General features: G+C 53.4%; 13 protein-coding genes and 1 riboswitch. Of the genes, 5 read left to right on the top strand and 8 right to left on the bottom strand.

The window, feature by feature from the left end; translation table 11 throughout:
* Positions 1-252: 252 nt before the first annotated feature.
* Both dnaK and dnaJ read left to right on the top strand, forming a co-directional pair.
* Positions 253-2,181, top strand: coding sequence for a molecular chaperone DnaK (gene dnaK, locus ACIDEJ_RS11165; RefSeq protein WP_411988144.1), 1,929 nt, complete (start codon positions 253-255; stop codon positions 2,179-2,181).
* A 92-nt stretch (positions 2,182-2,273) separates the two neighbouring features.
* A complete protein-coding gene (dnaJ, locus tag ACIDEJ_RS11160) occupies positions 2,274-3,410 on the top strand; it encodes a molecular chaperone DnaJ (RefSeq protein WP_411988143.1) in 1,137 nt (378 codons plus the stop codon).
* A gap of 80 nt (positions 3,411-3,490) precedes the next feature.
* Here the strand turns inward: dnaJ and ACIDEJ_RS11155 are convergent, their stop codons facing one another.
* From ACIDEJ_RS11155 to pepA, 3 genes are all read right to left on the bottom strand, one after another.
* The gene (locus ACIDEJ_RS11155) at positions 3,491-4,654 is read right to left on the bottom strand and encodes a pyridoxal phosphate-dependent aminotransferase (RefSeq protein ID WP_411988142.1); all 1,164 of its coding nucleotides are present in this window, start codon (positions 4,652-4,654) and stop codon (positions 3,491-3,493) included.
* 269 nt (positions 4,655-4,923) lie between these two features.
* Complete coding sequence (locus ACIDEJ_RS11150) at positions 4,924-7,200, bottom strand: TonB-dependent receptor (RefSeq protein ID WP_411988141.1); 2,277 nt, start codon at positions 7,198-7,200, stop codon at positions 4,924-4,926.
* 751 nt (positions 7,201-7,951) lie between these two features.
* Complete coding sequence (gene pepA, locus ACIDEJ_RS11145; RefSeq protein WP_411988140.1) at positions 7,952-9,460, bottom strand: leucyl aminopeptidase; 1,509 nt, start codon at positions 9,458-9,460, stop codon at positions 7,952-7,954.
* Positions 9,461-9,774: 314 nt separating this feature from the next.
* On the opposite strand from pepA, the gene lptF reads away from it, so the two are divergent.
* Positions 9,775-10,887: an LPS export ABC transporter permease LptF gene (gene lptF / locus ACIDEJ_RS11140; protein WP_411988139.1), complete on the top strand. Its 1,113-nt coding sequence runs from the start codon at positions 9,775-9,777 to the stop codon at positions 10,885-10,887.
* Positions 10,887-11,942 (top strand): LPS export ABC transporter permease LptG, encoded by a 1,056-nt coding sequence (gene lptG / locus ACIDEJ_RS11135; RefSeq protein ID WP_411988138.1) that lies wholly within the window; start codon positions 10,887-10,889, stop codon positions 11,940-11,942. The genes lptF and lptG overlap by 1 nt, the downstream gene beginning before the upstream one ends.
* 158 nt (positions 11,943-12,100) lie before the next feature.
* On the opposite strand, the gene ACIDEJ_RS11130 is transcribed toward lptG, so the two are convergent.
* The 4 genes from ACIDEJ_RS11130 to ACIDEJ_RS11115 all read right to left on the bottom strand — a co-directional run bounded on the left by ACIDEJ_RS11130 (position 12,101) and on the right by ACIDEJ_RS11115 (position 15,340).
* Positions 12,101-12,610 carry an RDD family protein gene (locus ACIDEJ_RS11130; RefSeq protein WP_411988137.1) on the bottom strand — a complete coding sequence of 170 codons (510 nt, stop codon included), beginning with the start codon at positions 12,608-12,610 and terminating at the stop codon, positions 12,101-12,103.
* Positions 12,610-12,855 carry a DUF2960 domain-containing protein gene (locus ACIDEJ_RS11125; RefSeq protein WP_411988136.1) on the bottom strand — a complete coding sequence of 82 codons (246 nt, stop codon included), beginning with the start codon at positions 12,853-12,855 and terminating at the stop codon, positions 12,610-12,612. Before ACIDEJ_RS11125 ends, ACIDEJ_RS11130 begins: the two co-directional genes overlap by 1 nt.
* Positions 12,856-13,159: 304 nt before the next feature.
* Positions 13,160-14,323 carry an NHL repeat-containing protein gene (locus ACIDEJ_RS11120; protein ID WP_411988135.1) on the bottom strand — a complete coding sequence of 388 codons (1,164 nt, stop codon included), beginning with the start codon at positions 14,321-14,323 and terminating at the stop codon, positions 13,160-13,162.
* An 82-nt stretch (positions 14,324-14,405) separates the two neighbouring features.
* Positions 14,406-14,479, bottom strand: a riboswitch (cyclic di-GMP riboswitch).
* A gap of 369 nt (positions 14,480-14,848) precedes the next feature.
* Positions 14,849-15,340 (bottom strand): GNAT family N-acetyltransferase, encoded by a 492-nt coding sequence (locus tag ACIDEJ_RS11115; RefSeq protein ID WP_411988134.1) that lies wholly within the window; start codon positions 15,338-15,340, stop codon positions 14,849-14,851.
* Between the two features lie 431 nt (positions 15,341-15,771).
* Between ACIDEJ_RS11115 and ACIDEJ_RS11110 the strand changes: the two genes are divergently transcribed.
* Positions 15,772-16,386, top strand: a complete 615-nt coding sequence (locus ACIDEJ_RS11110; protein ID WP_411988133.1) for an OB-fold-containig protein — start codon at positions 15,772-15,774, stop codon at positions 16,384-16,386.
* Between the two features lie 24 nt (positions 16,387-16,410).
* Here ACIDEJ_RS11110 and ACIDEJ_RS11105 read toward each other — a convergent pair whose 3' ends face one another.
* Positions 16,411-17,709: a DEAD/DEAH box helicase gene (locus ACIDEJ_RS11105; RefSeq protein WP_411988132.1), complete on the bottom strand. Its 1,299-nt coding sequence runs from the start codon at positions 17,707-17,709 to the stop codon at positions 16,411-16,413.
* Positions 17,710-17,731 lie beyond the last annotated feature (22 nt).

Here is a 17,731-nt window from a genome sequence, read left to right as displayed (position 1 = left end):
TTGGGATAACAACCGGCAACAGGTGATATTGCCGTGGCAAGCCGAGCGTATTTTAGTCGCAGTTTGTAAAAAAGGTTGAGTTTAAGGTCAATTTTTTCATTTGAACCCTTGTAAAGCGAAATTGCGCCCCTATATAGGGGTTAAGGCGCGATTTGGGTAATTTGGCAAGGGCCTTTAAATCAATAACTTTGCCCCCAGATCCATAGCAGATGATTAGTTTAGTTCGAAAGAAAAGATTTTTCGGAGGACCTCATGGGTAAAATTATTGGTATCGACTTGGGCACAACCAACTCTTGTGTCGCCGTACTTGAAGGTGGCAAGCCTCGGGTGTTGGAAAATGCCGAGGGTGATCGTACCACCCCGTCTATTATCGCTTATACAGAAGATGAGACCCTGGTAGGTCAGCCCGCAAAACGTCAGGCCGTGACCAACCCTACCAATACCTTCTTCGCCATCAAGCGTTTGATTGGCCGTCGTTTCACTGATGATGAAGTACAGCGTGACGTAAGCATCATGCCGTTCAAAATCATCAATGCCGACAACGGCGATGCCTGGGTGGAAAGCCGTGGCAAGAAAATGGCACCTCCGCAGGTATCTGCCGAAGTGCTGAAAAAAATGAAGAAAACCGCAGAAGACTATCTGGGTGAAGCCGTTACTGAAGCCGTTATCACCGTACCTGCATACTTCAACGACTCCCAGCGTCAGGCCACCAAGGATGCCGGCCGCATTGCCGGGCTGGAAGTGAAACGTATCATCAACGAACCTACCGCTGCCGCACTGGCTTACGGTATCGACAAAAAACAGGGCGACAACGTAATTGCCGTGTTTGACTTGGGTGGTGGTACTTTCGATATCTCCGTGATTGAAATCGACAACAACGATGGCGACCAGACCTTTGAAGTGCTGGCAACCAACGGTGATACCCACTTGGGTGGTGAAGATTTCGATAACCGCTTGATTAACTATCTGGCCGACGAGTTCAAAAAAGAGCAGGGTCTTGACCTGCGTAACGACCCTCTGGCCATGCAGCGTCTGAAAGAAGCCGCTGAAAAAGCCAAGATTGAACTGTCCAGCACCAACCAGACCGAAGTGAACCTGCCGTACATCACTGCAGATGCCACAGGTCCTAAGCACTTGGTGGTTAAAATCACCCGTGCCAAACTGGAAGCCCTGGTGGATGACCTGGTACAGCGTTCACTGGAACCTGTAAAAGTTGCCTTGTCTGATGCCGGTCTGTCCGTGTCTGACATCAACGAAGTGATTCTGGTGGGCGGTCAGACCCGTATGCCTAAAGTGCAGCAGGCCGTGGCTGACTTCTTCGGCAAAGAACCTCGTAAAGACGTGAACCCGGATGAAGCCGTAGCCGTAGGCGCTGCCATTCAGGGCGGGGTATTGGCCGGTGACGTGAAAGACGTACTGCTGCTGGACGTGACACCACTGTCTTTGGGGATTGAAACCATGGGCAGCGTGATGACCAAGCTGATTGAGAAAAACACCACTATTCCTACCAAGGCGCAGCAGGTGTTCTCAACCGCAGACGACAACCAGAGCGCCGTGACCATTCACGTGCTGCAGGGTGAACGTAAACAGGCCAGTGCCAACAAGTCACTGGGTCAGTTCAACCTGGAAGGCATTGAACCTGCACCACGTGGCATGCCACAGATTGAAGTGACCTTCGACATTGACGCCGACGGCATTCTGAACGTGTCTGCCACCGACAAGAAAACCGGCAAGAAACAGGCCATCACCATTAAGGCTTCTTCAGGTCTGTCTGACGATGAAGTGGAAAAAATGGTACGTGATGCCGAAGCCCATGCCGAAGATGACAAGAAGTTTGAAGAGCTGGTAAGCGCCCGTAACCAGGCTGACGGTCTGGTACACGCCACCAAAAAACAGGTGGCAGACGCCGGTGAAGCCTTGAGCAGCGATGACAAAGCCAAGATTGATGATGCCATCAGCAAGGTGGAAACCGCCGTTAAGGGCAACGACAAGGAAGCCATTGAAACCGCCACCCAGGCGCTGATTGAAGCCTCTGCCAAACTGGTTGAAATTGCCCAGGCTCAGGCCCAGGCACAGCAGGCTCAGGGCGGTGCGGAATCTGCCCAGCAAAGCAGCCATAATGCCGCAGCCGACGATGTCGTGGATGCCGAGTTTGAAGAGGTTAAAGACGACAAGAAATAATCGGACATGATGTCTGATTAATTCCAGGCGGGCGTTACGGGGCAACCCTAACGCCCGTTCGTTCTGCTCCAGCCAAGAACGCGTGAGAGATTATGTCAAAGCGAGATTATTACGAAGTATTGGGTATCGCTCGTGATGCCAGCGAACGGGATATCAAAAAGGCTTACAAACGCCTGGCGATGAAATATCACCCCGACCGTAACCCCGGCGATAAAGAAGCCGAAGCCAAATTCAAAGAAGTCAAAGAAGCCTACGAAATCCTGACCGACGACAACAAACGTGCCGCTTATGATCAGTTTGGTCATGCCGGGGTTGACCCGAGCCGTGGCGGCGCTGGTGGTTTTGGTGGCGGTGGTGCCGATTTCAATGACATCTTTGGTGATGTGTTTGGTGACATCTTCGGTGGTGGCCGTCGTGGCGGCGGACACCGGCAACCCGCTCGTGGTGCCGACTTGCGCTATAACCTCGAATTGTCCTTGGAAGAAGCGGTACGTGGCGTCAATCGCGAGTTGCGCATCCCCACACTGACGACCTGTGATCAGTGTAACGGCTCCGGGGCCAAGAAAGGCACATCGGCCACCACCTGTGGCACTTGTCACGGCAGTGGTCAGGTACAAATGCGCCAAGGCTTTTTTGCCGTGCAGCAAACCTGTCCGACGTGTCATGGACGTGGCAAGATCATCAAGGATCCTTGCAGCAAATGTCATGGCGATGGCCGCGTGGAGAAAAGCAAAACCCTGTCGGTCAAAATTCCGGCCGGGGTGGACACTGGCGACCGCATCCGCTTGGCGGGTGAGGGCGAAGCCGGCGAATTCGGCGCACCGGCCGGGGATCTGTATGTACAGGTAACCGTGCGGGAGCATCCGATTTTTGTGCGTGACGGTAATAACCTTTACTGTGAAGTGCCCATCTCCTTTGCCAAGGCCGCGTTGGGCGGCGAGGTGGATGTGCCCACACTGGAAGGCCGTGTCAGCCTGAAAATACCGGCAGAAACCCAGACCGGCCGCATGTTCCGCTTGCGTGGCAAAGGGGTGAAATCCGTTCGCAGCCATGCGGTTGGCGATCTCTTGTGCAAAGTGGTGATGGAAACTCCCGTCAACCTGTCGGAGCGGCAAAAAGAGCTGCTGCGTGAGTTTGAAGGTACGCTCAGTGGCAGTGGCAAACACAGTCCCAAAGCCGATGGCTGGTTTGACGGCGTGAAAAAATTCTTCCAGGATTTGAAAAACTAACGTTCATTCCTTGCGGATGATGAAAAAATGCCAGCATTCTCATGCTGGCATTTTTGTATGCTTGTGTTGGCAAATCGGGGTTAAATCCAGCCTTTTTTGGCAAAATCCAGCATGACGGATGCCACATGGGTCATCTCTTGTGGTGTGCCTAATGATACCCGGCACCAGTTGTCAGCGGGTGGGAAGGCGCGCCCCACAATAATGCCTGCCTGCTGCATGTGAGCCTGATATTCTGCCAGCGGCACGTTAAGCTGATGGAAAATGAAGTTGGTGTTCGACGGCAGGTACGGAATTTTCAGGGTATTGAGTGCCTGCAGCAAGATCTGGCGCGATGTCTGGTTACTGGTGCGGCTGTAGTCGATAAACGCTGTGTCCGTCAACGAGGCCATGGCGGCTTTCAATCCGCAGTAACTGAGCATGTTATCCCCGATTCTGGTTTGCATTTTGGCCACCAGTGCCTCGGTGGTCACCGCATAACCCACCCGCATGCCGGCCATGGCAAACAGTTTGGAGAAGGTTTTCAGTAGCACGATATTGTCGGCACCGGCACTGAGCAAGGGCGTGACAGAGCGAAACTTGGGGTCATCGGCAAATTCGGCATAGGCCTCATCCAGCATGAACAGGGTGTTGGCAGGTTTGCTGTTAATCCAGGCTTCCACTTCATCTGCATGGCAGATGCTGCCGGTGGGGTTGTTGGGATTCACCAGATAGACCAGGGATAGCCCTTGGTAGTCATCCACGGCCTTTTTCATGGCGGCAAGGTCAATGCCCCAATTGGCCGCCATGGGAATGCGGGTGATGGTTACGCCGTTGAAGCGGGCGTAATCCTCGGCGGCGCTGAAGGTGAGTTCCGGCGTGACCAGTTGTACTTGTGGCCCGGCAAGCGCCTCAATCACAATCCTGATGGCTTCGGTGGCACCCAGGGTGAGGATAACGGATTTTTCCGGCACCTTATGCTGCATGGCAAGTTGCTTGCGCAGCATCTGCATTTCATCCATGGGATAGCGGTTGGCCATGCTGACGGTTTCCCTGGCAACTGCCTGGGCTTTGGGCGACATGCCCAGCGGGTTTTCATTGAAGTTGATGCGGATGGGGTGGGCGGCGCTGGGTGGCGTGAAATCGGCAAGCGCCGGTTGGGCCTGCACTGACGGACTCAGACCGCCAAGGGCGCCACCGCCCATCAGCACACCGGACAGTTTCAAAAAGTGACGACGTTGGTGACGAATGATGTCGCTATCTTCCATTGAATATACTCCTTGGGTGAACAACAACGCAGAACTGTGGAATAGGGTGCTCGCCAGCAATCCCTGGCATGTCATGGGCGGCATGCGCTGCAAACGCGTGTTGAATGTTGCAAAACTGTGTCTAACAGTGGGCCAAATCTTGTCATAGAATGCAACAAGTTTTTAGCTTGATAAACATGAAATATTTAACGAAAAGGTTTTTGGGGTAAAAAAATGGAGCCATTTGGCTCCATTTGGTAATGATTAAATATCAATCATATGGTTTTTCATCAGAAAGTATAATTAACGCCCAGCATGATGTTGCGTCCCATTAACGGCGCATAATCTTTCAGCAGCGAGGTGTGAGGCCGCGCCTGTTGATTGGTGAGATTGTTGCCTTTGAGGTACACCAGCATGTCGCCGTTATCGGTAAACAGGCGGTAGGTGATGGCGGCATTTACCAGGGCGTAACCTGTGCTTTCGGTTTCATTGGCAGCCACATCCTTCTGGCGGGAATAGGCAATCATGCCCACATCTGCATGCCATTGATCCCTATCGAAATTCAAGGTGGAGCCAAAGCGCAGCGGGGAAATGCGCGGCAAATTGCCGCCATCCACCAACTTGCCGCGGGTATAGTCGCTGAACAGATCCAGTGATAACAGCTCAGTAAGGGGAATATTGGCCTGCGCCTCTACGGAGTACAGCTCGGCATCTGCCTGGGCATACTGATACACTGGCAGATCCCCTTCTTCATCGCCGTTGATCAAATCGGCAGCCACCATACCGGTATTGGCTTCGTAGAAGAAGTTGTTCACCCGGTTGTAAGCCATGCTCAGCGCCCCGGTCCAGCTGCCTTCCAGTTTGCGCAGGGTGACGTCGATGTTATTGGCAATCTCTTTATCCGCATCACCGGCATTGACCACTATCTGGCCATTTTCAATACGGAACTCAGAGCCCAGCTCAAAGCTTTGGGTGGCATCGTGTGGGCCGTAGCTATAAAGCTCTTCTGCAGTAGCGGAACGCTCTGCACGGGTTAATGCCACACTCAGGTTGTAGGCAGGATGGAAATCCCACACCAGTCCGGCTGACAGCGTGGTATTGACGTCGCTTACTTCTTGCGGCTGATATTCGGTTTCACCGGCGCGGGTTTCCAGCGCCATGGCATCTGGCGACAGGCGGTAATCTTCCACCCGAGCCCCCAGCTCGATGCGAAAATCGTTTATCTTGCGCTCCTGCACAATGAAGGCTGCCAGGGTCTTGGTGGTGCTGTTGGGGGTGAGCTGCTCTTCCCCATCAACGGAAAAGTCCCGGTAACTGGCATGCAGCCCCAGGGCGCCCTGCCACTCGCCCCAAGGGTTGTTGTTCAGGGTCAGGCGGGCTTCTTTTTGCTTGTTGTAAAAGAAGGTGTCAGCGTCACCGTTTTCCTGCTCGCCATGTTGGTAGTCGGTATAACCGGCATCCAGGCGGATGCGGGAGAAACCGGCGAAAGGATCCAGCAGGCCGCCATGGAGTTGCCAGGCGGTTTTTTTCAAATCAATGGTGATGTCGGGCGCGTCTGGTTCTCCGCGGCCGGGGATGCCATAGTTGGATTCGGTGCGAGCGCCGGAAACACTGATAAAGCCTTTGTCGGCGGTGTATCCCACACTGGCGGCATATTCATCCAGTTCCAGCTGGCTGTTGGCCACGGTGCCGTGGCTGCTGGCATCCGCTGCAATGGCATTGCCGGGAATGTCATAATCATTGGTGCGGCGACGGGTGCCGTCAACATGCCAGTTAAACTGGCCGTTGCCGCCATTGAGGTCGGCATTGAGGGTTTTGCCATCATTGCCACTGTCGTAACGGGCACCCACATTACCGTTAAAACGCTCAACGGCCTGTTCTTGCGAACGTTTGTCCACCACATTCACCACACCGCCAATGGCACCATTGCCATAAAGCAAGGTGCCTGGGCCACGCAGGATTTCAATCTGCTGGGCTGCAGCGGCTTCAGCGGTAACGGCATGATCCGCCGATACGGTGGAGGCATCCCCCACTGACAAGCCGTTTTCCAGCACTTTAACCCGGGGGCCATCCATGCCGCGAATGATGGGACGGCTGGCACCGGCCCCGAAATGGGAGGCCTGTACCCCGGGCAGTTTGTCCAGTGTGTCGCCCAGTGTGGGTTCAGTATTGAGTTTGAGCTGATCATCGCTCAGCACGGTAACGGGGGTGCTGCTCTCAAGTGCCGAGCGCCCCAGTGGCGAGGCGGTGACCACAATGTTTTCTATCTGGCTGGCACTGAGGGTGAAATCTTGGGTGAGGGTGCCGCTGCCCACCTGCAAATCCACTTCACTGTGCTTGAATTGGTTGCTACTCACATGCAGGTGCACATGGCTATTGTCGGCCACGGTGAGTTGGTAATGTCCTTGATTGTCCGCATTGACCTGGTGTCCGCCATCAACGCTCACCCGGGCACCGGCAACAGGGTTGCCTTGAGTGTCAGTGATTTTCCCTTGTAATTGGGCAGCAAATGCCCCGGAGCTTACGCCAGCAGAAGCCAGCGCCACACATAAAACAGCAAGTTTCATTTTGCCTTTCCTTTTTGATAAGCAATAAAAATACGTTGGTTTTTTTATGGAATATCAAAAACGGTGGGGGGCGCCCGTGCCAGAAGGGTTTGCAGCCTGGGCAGGCTTGGTTGGTGGTAGGTTGCCTCTGGGAGCGGGCTTACCAGGGTGGCTTTAAGCGTTACTGGCAAAACGGCCGCGGGGCCACTGCTGGGCTGATTGTCAAAATTACACAGCAGACAATTGGAATGCTCATGAGCCAAGCCGTGTTCGGTTGTATGCACCGCCGCTACCGACTGCAGGACAGTCAGCCAAACACCCAGTAGCAACCAGAGCCACTTTCTGTTTTGCGGAAGAATTTGATGCAACATTATGTGATTCAGGTCAATCGTTTATAACGGCTGAACGTTACTTGTTTCCTGGTGTGGCGTCCAGTGAAGATTTGGTAACAAAGTATGAAGATAACGCCATTGCCCAATGAAATAGGCCATTTAACCGTATGAATTAAATTAACTTTACATTAATCAGTAGGTGCTGAAGCAATGGGCGTTGTATGTGGGGGGATGGGTTATCCTGAAGACAAGGGGTTGTTTGTAGGCAAATGGCGCGTTTGCAACGGGGAGGTACCGTGGTGGCAGACGGCGGCTTTTACATAAAATGGTAACATCACGATCGACATAAAAATCGACATAAAAAAGCGAAGCCTTTCGGCCTCGCTTTGTGAGCATTATCTTGCTGTAGCGTTTACCCATGGCCACAGCAAAAGCGATGCTTATTCGCCTTGTTCCACCCCAGAGCGGTTCAGAATAAACTGGGTCAGCATGGGCACCGGGCGGCCGGTGGCGCCTTTGTTGGCACCACTGTTCCAGGCGGTGCCGGCCACATCCAGATGGGCCCAGTTGTATTTTTTGGTGAAGCGGGACAGGAAGCAGGCCGCGGTGATGGAGCCTGCCGGACGGCCGCCAATATTGGCCATATCGGCAAAGGGGCTGTCCAGTTGTTCCTGATATTCATCCCACAGCGGCAAGCGCCAAGCGCGATCACCAGCCTGCTCGCCGGCATTGAGCAGCTCATGGGCCAGCGGATTATGGCTGGAAAACAGTCCGGATGCATGTTTGCCCAAGGCAATCACACAGGCGCCAGTCAGGGTGGCAGTGTCAATCACCAATTCCGGATCAAAACGCTCCACATAGGTGAGGGCATCACACAGTACCAGGCGGCCTTCGGCATCCGTGTTAAGCACTTCCACGGTTTGTCCGCTCATGGTGGTCAGGATATCCCCGGGGCGATAGGCGTTACCGGCTGGCATGTTTTCGCAACCTGCCAGCACCCCGATTACATTAATGGGCAGCTGCATTTCGCAAATGGCCTTCATGGTGCCCAATACCCCGGCCGCGCCACCCATGTCGTATTTCATTTCGTCCATGCCGGCACCGGGTTTCAGGGAGATCCCGCCGGCGTCGAATGTGAGCCCCTTGCCCACCAGCACGACAGGCTTGGCGGTGCTGTCCACGGCGCCCTGATATTCCATGATGGTCATGATGGATTCATTGGCGCTGCCTCGTCCTACCGCCAGATAGGCATTCATGTTGAGCTGGGCCATCTGCTCTTCACCAATGGTGGACACTTTCAGCTTTTCATGCACTTCTGCCAGCTGTTTGGCCTGCGAGGCCAGATACGCCGCATTGCAGATGTTAGGTGGCATGTTGGCCACGTTACGGCATAATTCTGTACCGGCAGAAATCCCCAAACCATGGGCAATCGCCCGTTCCCCTACGGCCAGTTCCCGGCGGGTTGGCACGTTGAATACCAGTTTGCGCAGCGGACGGCGGGCTTCCCCTTTACGGCTTTTCAAGGCATCAAAGTTGTACAGGGCCGCATTGGTGGTTTCCACGGCTTGGCGCACTTTCCAGTAAGTGTCACGTCCCTTGACATGCAGCTCTGTGAGAAAACATACCGCTTCCATGGAACCGGTTTCATTGAGCGTGTTGATGGTTTTGGCGATGATCTGTTTGTACTGGCGTTCATCCAGTTCCCGCTCTTTGCCGCAGCCCACCAATAACACCCGTTCACTCAAGACATTATCAACATGATGCAACAGCAGTACTTGTCCGGTTTTCCCTTCCAAATCCCCACGACGTAAAAGATTGCTGATATAGCCGCCGCTGATTTTATCCAACTGCTCTGCAATACCGGACAGGCGGCGCGGTTCGTAAACGCCAACCACGATACAGGCGGAACGCTGTTTCTCCGGACTGCCGCTCTTTACGCTAAACTCCATGAGCTCTCCTAGATTCTTTTAAAGACAAACTTTTTGATTTATTGGATAATGTCAGCTTGTATTTCTTTGCTTCGGGGCAAGTTTCAGCCGCGCCGGCCGCAGAAGAAGCTGGAGCATTTACCGACAGCGATGGGGGCACTTTGGCCACAGAGACCTTCTACCGCCTGGACTTAGCCCGGAAATTTCATTAGCTGAGACCCAGTCAGTGAGTATCGGCACCGCCTGTTAAGACAGAAAACTGCCAAAAGTTAACAGTTTACATAAAAGATACTCTGATATCAGCAAAAAGATAAGTTTAGATACAGGACCCGCCTGTGATTGTATTCAGATACCTAATCCGTGAAGTGCTCAAAACCCAGGTCGCCGTACTTGCCGTGCTGCTGGCGATTTTCGTGAGTCAGCAGTTTGTCCGTATTCTGGCAGATGCCTCCGACGGCGAGTTTCCCTCCTCTTTGGTGATGACCCTCATCGGCCTCAATTTGCCGGGGCTGGTGGTGCTGATATTGCCTTTGAGTTTATTCCTGGGCGTTTTGCTGGCTCATGGGCGCATGTACGCCGAAAACGAGATGGTGGTACTCCACAGTGTGGGGCTCAGTGAATGGTATGTCACACGGGTAACTCTGCTGCTGGCGCTGGCGAACGGTTTGTTTACTTTTTGGTTATCCATGTATGTGGGCCCATGGGCTGAAGAGCAGCAGCGCTTGGTACTGGAAAAAGCCAAGTCAGAGGCCGGCTTGGCCGCGTTGGTACAAGGGCGGTTTCAGACCAGTCCCAATGGCCGAGCAGTGATTTTTGTTGAAAAAATAAGCAAGAATAATGAGCTGGAGAACGTATTCGTAGCCCAAATGCCAGAAACCGGCAAAGAGTCTGGCCAGGCCAATCTGGTGGTGGCCAAAAGCGGCCGGGTGACAGAAGATAGCAGCGGCGCCGAAAACCTGACGCTGGATAATGGCGTGCGTTATCAGGGGGCTGCTAACCGTAAAGACATGCAGGTGCTCGAATTTGGCAGTTATAAAACCCAGATTAAAGAGCAGGAAGTGGATGAAGGTCGCCGGCGGATGTCTGCATTGTCCACAGAAGAGTTATTGCAGCGCAGCGACAGCACCTCGGTGGCGGAAATGCAGTGGCGCTTGGCCATTCCCATTGCCATCCCGCTGATGACGCTGATTGCGGTACCACTGGCCAGGGTCAATGTACGCCAGGGTAAATTCGGCAAGTTATTTCCGGCCATTTTATTGTACCTGGGATATTTCGGCCTGTTGGTGGCCGGGCGCAAGGCCTTGCAGGACAACGTGATCCCCCTGTCATTGGGGATGTGGTGGATCCACGGCTCAGCGCTGTTGCTGGGGATATTGTTGTTAAGCAAGGAGAGGCCGTTGGGAAGCCGGATTGCCGCATTGCTGCGTCGTCGGGGAGAAGCTGCATAATGAAAATTCTTGACTGGTATATTGCTCGGGCCTTACTGAGCTCCTCTGCACTGTGCTTGCTGATTTTGACCGGGCTCTCCGGGATCATTAAATGGGTGGATCAGCTGCGGTTGGTGGGCAAGGGCAGTTACACCATGGTGGATGCCGCCGTGTATGTGATGTACCTGATCCCGCGGGACATTGAAATGTTTTTCCCCATGGCGGTACTGTTGGGAGCGTTGATAGGCATGGGAATGCTGGCCTCCAATTCGGAATTGGTGGTCATGCAGGCATCCGGACTGTCCCGGCTGCAAATCACCCTTTCCGCCATGAAAACCGCCATTCCGTTGATGCTGCTGGTGATGGCACTGGGCGAATGGGGCGCGCCGGTGGCGCAGATGAAAGCCAGTGAGCTGAAAGCCACCAAGATTTCTGGCGGCAACTTGATTAAATCCCACCGGGGGGTTTGGGCAAGGGATGGCAATCTGTTTGTGAATATCGGCCAAATCAATACGATTAACCACCTGAGCGATGTAACCCTGTATGAGTTTGACAATCAACGATTGCTGAATGTCACCCATGCAGACAGCGCTGTTTACACCCATGATTACTGGCAGTTGCGGGACGTGCGTCGCACCAGTATCAAGAACGAACAGGTGGTGGTGCATGAAACGCTTGAAGATCGCTGGCCATCGAGCCTGACGCCAGACAAGCTCAGTGTGGTGTCGGTGGACCCCGACTCTTTGCCCATTAAGGGATTGGCCGGCTACATGGATTACCTGAAAAGCAATAACCAGGATGCCAGCCGCTACGAACTGGCGCTGTGGCACAAGCTGATGCAGCCCGTGACCGTTGCGGTGATGATGCTGGTGGCCTTGTCTTTTGTGTTCGGGCCATTGCGCAATGTCACCATGGGCGCCAGAGTGTTGCTGGGGGTGGTTGCCGGTTTTGTCTTTCATATCAGCAACGAGATTTTTGGTCCCATGAGCATTGTGTACAACATGCCGGCGGTTGTGGGGGCGATTATGCCAAGTTTGCTGTTTACCGGGGCGGCGGTGTATTACATCCGCAGATAACGGCGTGAATGCTCAGGCCATCACACAGGCTGAAACGGGATGGGGCTTGTGGTATTTGCACAAAACCACGGAAACTTACCCGCAGGTGATGTTCATGGCACGGTGTTGCTGCCCTCATCCCTTATAAAGTGTCTGTTGCGGTATTTCTCGGGTAGGTTTCACCGGGAATGATGGCGCTGTGTGGGCAATACCACGACTTCAGAGCCCGTGAGCCAATCCTGCAAGGCCAGTTGCTGCCTGCCCAATAATAACCACAGGTTGCCGAGCCCAAGCAAGGACCAGACGCATCTGGCCAGTGCGGTAATGATGCTGAGATTTTGGCCATTGCAGTGTTGTACGCGCAGGCGCCATGCCTGCATGCCCAGCGTTTGGCCGGCGCGGCTCCAGAAGTAGCCGTAAAATCCTGCCACGGCACATAATAACCAGCACTGATATAGCCCGTGATAGAGGGAGTTTTGTCGTAATGCATCGGCCAAGGACAGCGAGGCTGGCACCGATATCAGTCCGGCACGGGCACATAAGGCAAACAGGGCAAAGCCGATAATGCCGGCAAAGGCATAAACCGCTAGCGCCAGCAATGCATCATAAATGCCCGCACCAAGCCGTTTGCCAAAACCTGCCCGGGGCAGATTGGCCAGTTGATAATCGGGACCATGCATGGAGGACATCACTCTTCCGTTTTCACTAAACGCACATTGGTAAAGCCCATGCGGGCAAATTCGTGTTGGCGGAAGTTTTTCACGGCGCCGCCCCCTTTGGCGGTCAGTGCCACTTGCTGTTCCATTTTCAAAAAGGCACTGATATCCACGCCTTCCGCGGCCGCGGCGGCTTCAAAAATGTCCCGGTATTTATCAAAGGCGAAATTAACGGTTTTTGCTTGCCCGCGAAATTCGTAGGTTACCAATCTGGCCATGACGGCTCCTTGTTGTGTCGGTTGTTGCATGAGTCAGCACTCAGGGGGAAGCCACTTGCGAGTAAACATCCCAGCAACAGGAGATGCACTTGAAGGCGCAGCGCTAAAGTATGCGGCACTATAAGCAATGACATGGCTTGTGGCAACTGTCACCATGGCGTTGGTGTGGGCATCATGGTGACAGTTGTTGGTCTGGGTATTGTTATCGGTAATTTGGCAACTAAAGGCGTAGGGCTACCCGACATTTGAAAAGGCCATCCGGTGAAGAATGGCCTTTGGAGAAGCAGGCTTGCTTGGTCAATCTTTATTCATCGCAGTGGTTACTTTCGTTAAAGCCGGTTACTGCTTCAACCAATGCAGAATATTGGGCTCTGTCCGCCTTACTGACAACATCGTCGAAGTTTTTGCCTTCAAGAAACGCTTCCGCTTCATTGAGCATATCCATACTGTAGGAATTGTTGGTGTTGAGCTTGGCGGCAATCAGCTGGGCATAGAGCATGCTGTAGGTTTTGCCCTTGGCGCGCCAGAGTATGCCGGTATAGGGTTTGTCGCCATAATCTTTGTCACCGAAGCGCCCATCAGTTTCCGTAATCGGCTGGTCATTAATGGAAACAATTGCCCCGTTCCAGTCATGGTTTTTCCAGTAACCGATGGTTTTGGTACAGAGCACCAGAGGCCCGGTGGTCATGTCGCCATAGGTGTGATCAAAGGGCTCGCCATTAAGGAACATGGGATAGATGGCCACCTGGGAGGCATCAACCACACTGAGCTCACTGATTTCGTTGTCATTACCGTTGGAGCCCAGCAAGTTGCCCAATCCGCCGGCACGGAATGCAAGCCCGGTGAAACGATCTGAAACCGGCCCCACCTCCTCGGCAATGATATCTCCCGGCGTGGCGGGCAGGGTCAATTCATACAAGGCTTGCTGGTTGACCAAAAACAGTGCGCCATATTGGTCAAAGGCAATATCGCCGCCATTGGTGGTGGCACCTTGTACAGTCCCTACCAAGGTTGCATTGGCAGTTGACTTGTCAATGGTGTAAAGCCTGTTGCCGGTTTTACTGGTGACATAAAGAATGCCATCGGGTGACACTGCCGCTTGATCCGCATCGCCGCTAAAACCGCCCATTGGTCCGACGGTTTCAACAATCCCGTTGGCTACCGTGTATTTGGCCAGCACATTATTTGCCATGCCGGAAGGTTGCGGGCCGGAGTTGATGAGCCACAGGATGCTGCCGTCTTGCTCGGCTGCCAGTGCATCAACATGGTTGTAATCCACCATGCCACCTGGCAGCAGCGTAAGATTGGCGATGCCTGCGGGATCAATTTCAACGCGATACAGGGCAGATAAGCCGTCATCACCGTTGAAATCATTGGTATCCGAAAGATAAATCACGTCATTGACGGCATAGGCGGCAATCGCAAAGCTGGCCAATACCGCAGCGGATAACACACGAATCTTTTTCATTTCCTACCTCCTTGTCTGTCCGGTCATGGACGAAGACACTGTGGCCCGGATAAAAAGCACCGGTTGCCGTGGTTGGGTATCTGTCGGCAACCCGGCTATCTTGAAAGACCCGTGGTTTTGCGTCCCTGCATTGCTGCAGGTTTGCCTTTTCGGTAGAGGTATAACACTGACTAAACGCAATATAATTATATAACATTTTTGCAACATTCAAGGTAAAAACCACATAGATTGAATGGTTATATAGCGTTTGGATATTGGGTTATCCATGGGCTTTATGGGTAACTTTATGAGTATTCGATAAAATTTATTGGATTATCTTGTGATAACCAAAATATTGGATTTGCGAGTCATCTCAAAAAGTGACAATGGTTTTGTGATGTAAATGCAGTGAATGCGATAGGGAAAATGGCAGGATCGCGCAGCTAGGTAACAAAACGGGATGATGCCCGGCGCGCAAGGGGTAAACAATGCCTATCTCCCAGCGTGGGGGGATGGCATTGTTTACCGAACGTTTCGGATATGCGCTTAGGCGTCCCGGGAGAGGGCGTAGGTCATGTAACAGGCATCATCGGTATAACTGGCGAGGGATTTTTCTATGTCACAAGGCGAAAACCCCAGCATTTTCCAGTAATCGGAGGCGCCCTGTACTGCCACCAGGGAGAGGGTGGGCAGTTGCCGCTGCAGGGCAAATTGCACCAGTCGGCGAAATGCCTGGGTGGCAAAGCCGTGGCCTCTAGCCTCGGGACTGACGGCAATATCGTGCAAATAAAGGGTGTCTGCATCGGGGCATGGCTCGAGCATGCTGTAGAGTGCTGGCGGTTGCTGCAATTTCCAAGGGTGTGCCAAACAGTACCCCTGTACCTTGTCCCTCAACTCCATGACAAAACAACTTTCTGGTGACAGCTGCCATTTGTTTTGCAGTGCGGCTAAAGGTTCAGGCGCCAAATCGTGATAACACTGCTTTTGCACAGCAGCAATGACCGGCCAGTCACCGGGTTTAATCGCTCTAATCAGCATGGTAAAAGATCCAAAAGATGCGTGGCGCCATTATACCAGTTTCTGCTGGCGGATTAACGCAGCCAGCAGAAAACCCGATGTAAGGTAACACGCAATGCTTGGTAATGGGGAAACGGATGAATGGCTCAACATGAGCGTTACCGACTGTTTCCCATCGGAAAACCGGGTTGCCACCCAAGGCAATATGACGTGATAACCTCATGATGTAAATGACATTAAATTTATATCTCAGTGCTTGACCTGTACCGGAGACGTGCTGTTATCATGGCTTGCTATCGTGCTTAAAAAGCGGTTCCCCGGGCTTGTTGGAACACAAGCCGTTAACTAGCGGGGCGATAGGCCAGGGTCTAGACTTAAGATGTTGGCGATTAATGGATTAAGTAGCGAGACAACTGCAAGATGCAGTGCAGTATGCCTCAAGGAGGAGGACAATGCTGGATTTCATTCTGGCCAATGACAACTTACCTTACGTGGTGGGCGCGGCAGTGGTTGCCATGCTCGGCATGATTGAGATGATGGCGCGGGTGGCTGGCGGCAGTTTGTGGATGCTGATGGATGAGCCATTAACCGTACAACAGGGTGATGAAACAGCGTCCGACACATCTTCGCTGACTGCTTGGTTGGCTCTGGACCGCTTGCCCGTATTGCTTTGGTTCATTCTGGCACTGGTGTTTTTTACCCTCAGTGGTTTTTCACTCAATCTGGTACTTTGGCTGAGCGCAGACATCATTCTGCCTCAGTCGATATCCGTGTGGCCGGCATTTGCCATGGCGGCGGTGAGCTGTCATTTCGCCGGTCGCTGGTTTTCATGGTCATCGGTCATGGATGACGATAGTGAAAACCTGTGTGGCAACATCGGCATTCTTACCCTGGGCAAGGCCATCAAAGGCAATCCTGCCGAGGCATTGGTGCATGATGAATGGCAACGCATTCATTATGTATTGGTGGAGCCGCAAGAAGACAATACGGCATTTGAGGCGGGAACCCGCGTGTTATTACTGCGCCGGGAAGGGATGATCTGGCGCGCGATTCGGTTTGAACCCTAGCGCCAGTGCCTGTTGCACAATCGCTTATTTCAGCTTTTTGGGCGGCTGGCGATTGCCTCCTACTTTCACTTTCACCCGCCGGTCTGACATGGCTTTTTCAGCGGCCACCTGTTCGGTAGCACTGCTGGCACCGGGTTTGTGTTTACCAAAACGCCGACGTTGCAACTGCTTTAGCAACACATCCCGATTGCTGACCTCATAGCCTGGCATCATGATGCGTTTGAGCCGTTGCCCAATCAATTTTTCGATGTCTGCCAGAATGCGTTCTTCTTCTCGGCTGACAAACGAGATGGCCACTCCGGATTTGCCCGCCCGTCCGGTACGGCCAATGCGGTGCACATAATCTTCTGCCAGAAACGGCATGTCATAGTTCACCACGTAATCGAGTTCCGGAATATCCAGCCCCCGGGCGGCCACTTCGGTGGACACCAAGACCCGGAGCTTGCCTTCGGTAAACTCTTTCAAGGAACGGCGCCGTTTGCCATGGGCTTTTTCACTGTGCACCGCTGCGGTGGGAATGCCGTCCTGATTCAGCTCCAGTGCCAATTGGTCGGCATCTTCCCGTGTGGCGGAAAACACCAGCACCTGATGCCAGTTTTTCCGGCCGATAAGCTCTGATAGCAGCTCACGTTTGCGCCGTTGCTCCACAGGATAGACCACCTGGCTGACGGTAGCTGCTGCGGTGTTTTGCCTGTCGGCCGCCAGCACTTTGGGACGCTGCAGGATTTGTTCGGCAAGGTGCCTTACACCGCCGGTGAATGTGGCGGAAAACATCAGGGTTTGCCGGGTTTTGTTGGTCGCTTGCAGGATTTTCTGAATGTCCTTGATAAAGCCCATGTCCAGCATGCGGTCGGCTTCATCCAGTACCAGCACTTCTACCTGGGACAGGTTGACATTGCCTGCTTGCAGGTGCTCCATTAAACGGCCGGGTGTGGCAACAACCAGCTCAGCACCTTGCTTGAGCTTATTGGCCTGGCCACTGGTTTTGACCCCGCCAAACAACGACACCACCTGTACGTCAAGATAGCGGCTGTAAGCTTTGGCGTTGTCGGCCACCTGGGCTACCAGCTCGCGGGTGGGGGCGAGAATAAGGGTGCGGGTAACCCCCGGCTGCCTGGCAATGGGGGTATCGTGGCAGCGTTGCAGCAATGGCAGCACAAATGCTGCGGTTTTGCCGGTACCGGTTTGGGCACTGGCCAGTACATCCTGGCCACGGCGGATGGGAGGTATGGCCAGTTTTTGAATCGGGGTCATGCGCTCATAACCACATTCGCTAACGGCGCGAATGATTTCTGGGGCAAAACTGTAAGATTCAAATTTCATGTCACACTTCCTGTCATCATAG

The organism is Shewanella mytili (genome assembly GCF_046765975.1).
In the GTDB taxonomy this organism is placed as follows: Bacteria; Pseudomonadota; Gammaproteobacteria; order Enterobacterales; family Shewanellaceae; genus Shewanella; species Shewanella mytili.
Note: the sequence above shows the minus strand (reverse complement) of the source record. Positions and strands in the feature narration are given on the sequence as shown.

Bases quoted from the DNA above. Each gene is read 5' to 3' on its own strand.
- dnaK (WP_411988144.1), top strand. From the start codon at position 253: ATGGGTAAAATTATTGGTATCGACTTGGGCACAACCAACTCTTGTGTC.
- dnaJ (WP_411988143.1), top strand. From the start codon at position 2,274: ATGTCAAAGCGAGATTATTACGAAGTATTGGGTATCGCTCGTGATGCC.
- ACIDEJ_RS11155 (WP_411988142.1), bottom strand. From the start codon at position 4,654: ATGGAAGATAGCGACATCATTCGTCACCAACGTCGTCACTTTTTGAAA.
- ACIDEJ_RS11150 (WP_411988141.1), bottom strand. From the start codon at position 7,200: ATGAAACTTGCTGTTTTATGTGTGGCGCTGGCTTCTGCTGGCGTAAGC.
- pepA (WP_411988140.1), bottom strand. From the start codon at position 9,460: ATGGAGTTTAGCGTAAAGAGCGGCAGTCCGGAGAAACAGCGTTCCGCC.
- lptG (WP_411988138.1), top strand. From the start codon at position 10,887: ATGAAAATTCTTGACTGGTATATTGCTCGGGCCTTACTGAGCTCCTCT.
- ACIDEJ_RS11130 (WP_411988137.1), bottom strand. From the start codon at position 12,610: ATGTCCTCCATGCATGGTCCCGATTATCAACTGGCCAATCTGCCCCGG.
- ACIDEJ_RS11125 (WP_411988136.1), bottom strand. From the start codon at position 12,855: ATGGCCAGATTGGTAACCTACGAATTTCGCGGGCAAGCAAAAACCGTT.
- ACIDEJ_RS11120 (WP_411988135.1), bottom strand. From the start codon at position 14,323: ATGAAAAAGATTCGTGTGTTATCCGCTGCGGTATTGGCCAGCTTTGCG.
- ACIDEJ_RS11115 (WP_411988134.1), bottom strand. From the start codon at position 15,340: ATGCTGATTAGAGCGATTAAACCCGGTGACTGGCCGGTCATTGCTGCT.
- ACIDEJ_RS11110 (WP_411988133.1), top strand. From the start codon at position 15,772: ATGCTGGATTTCATTCTGGCCAATGACAACTTACCTTACGTGGTGGGC.
- ACIDEJ_RS11105 (WP_411988132.1), bottom strand. From the start codon at position 17,709: ATGAAATTTGAATCTTACAGTTTTGCCCCAGAAATCATTCGCGCCGTT.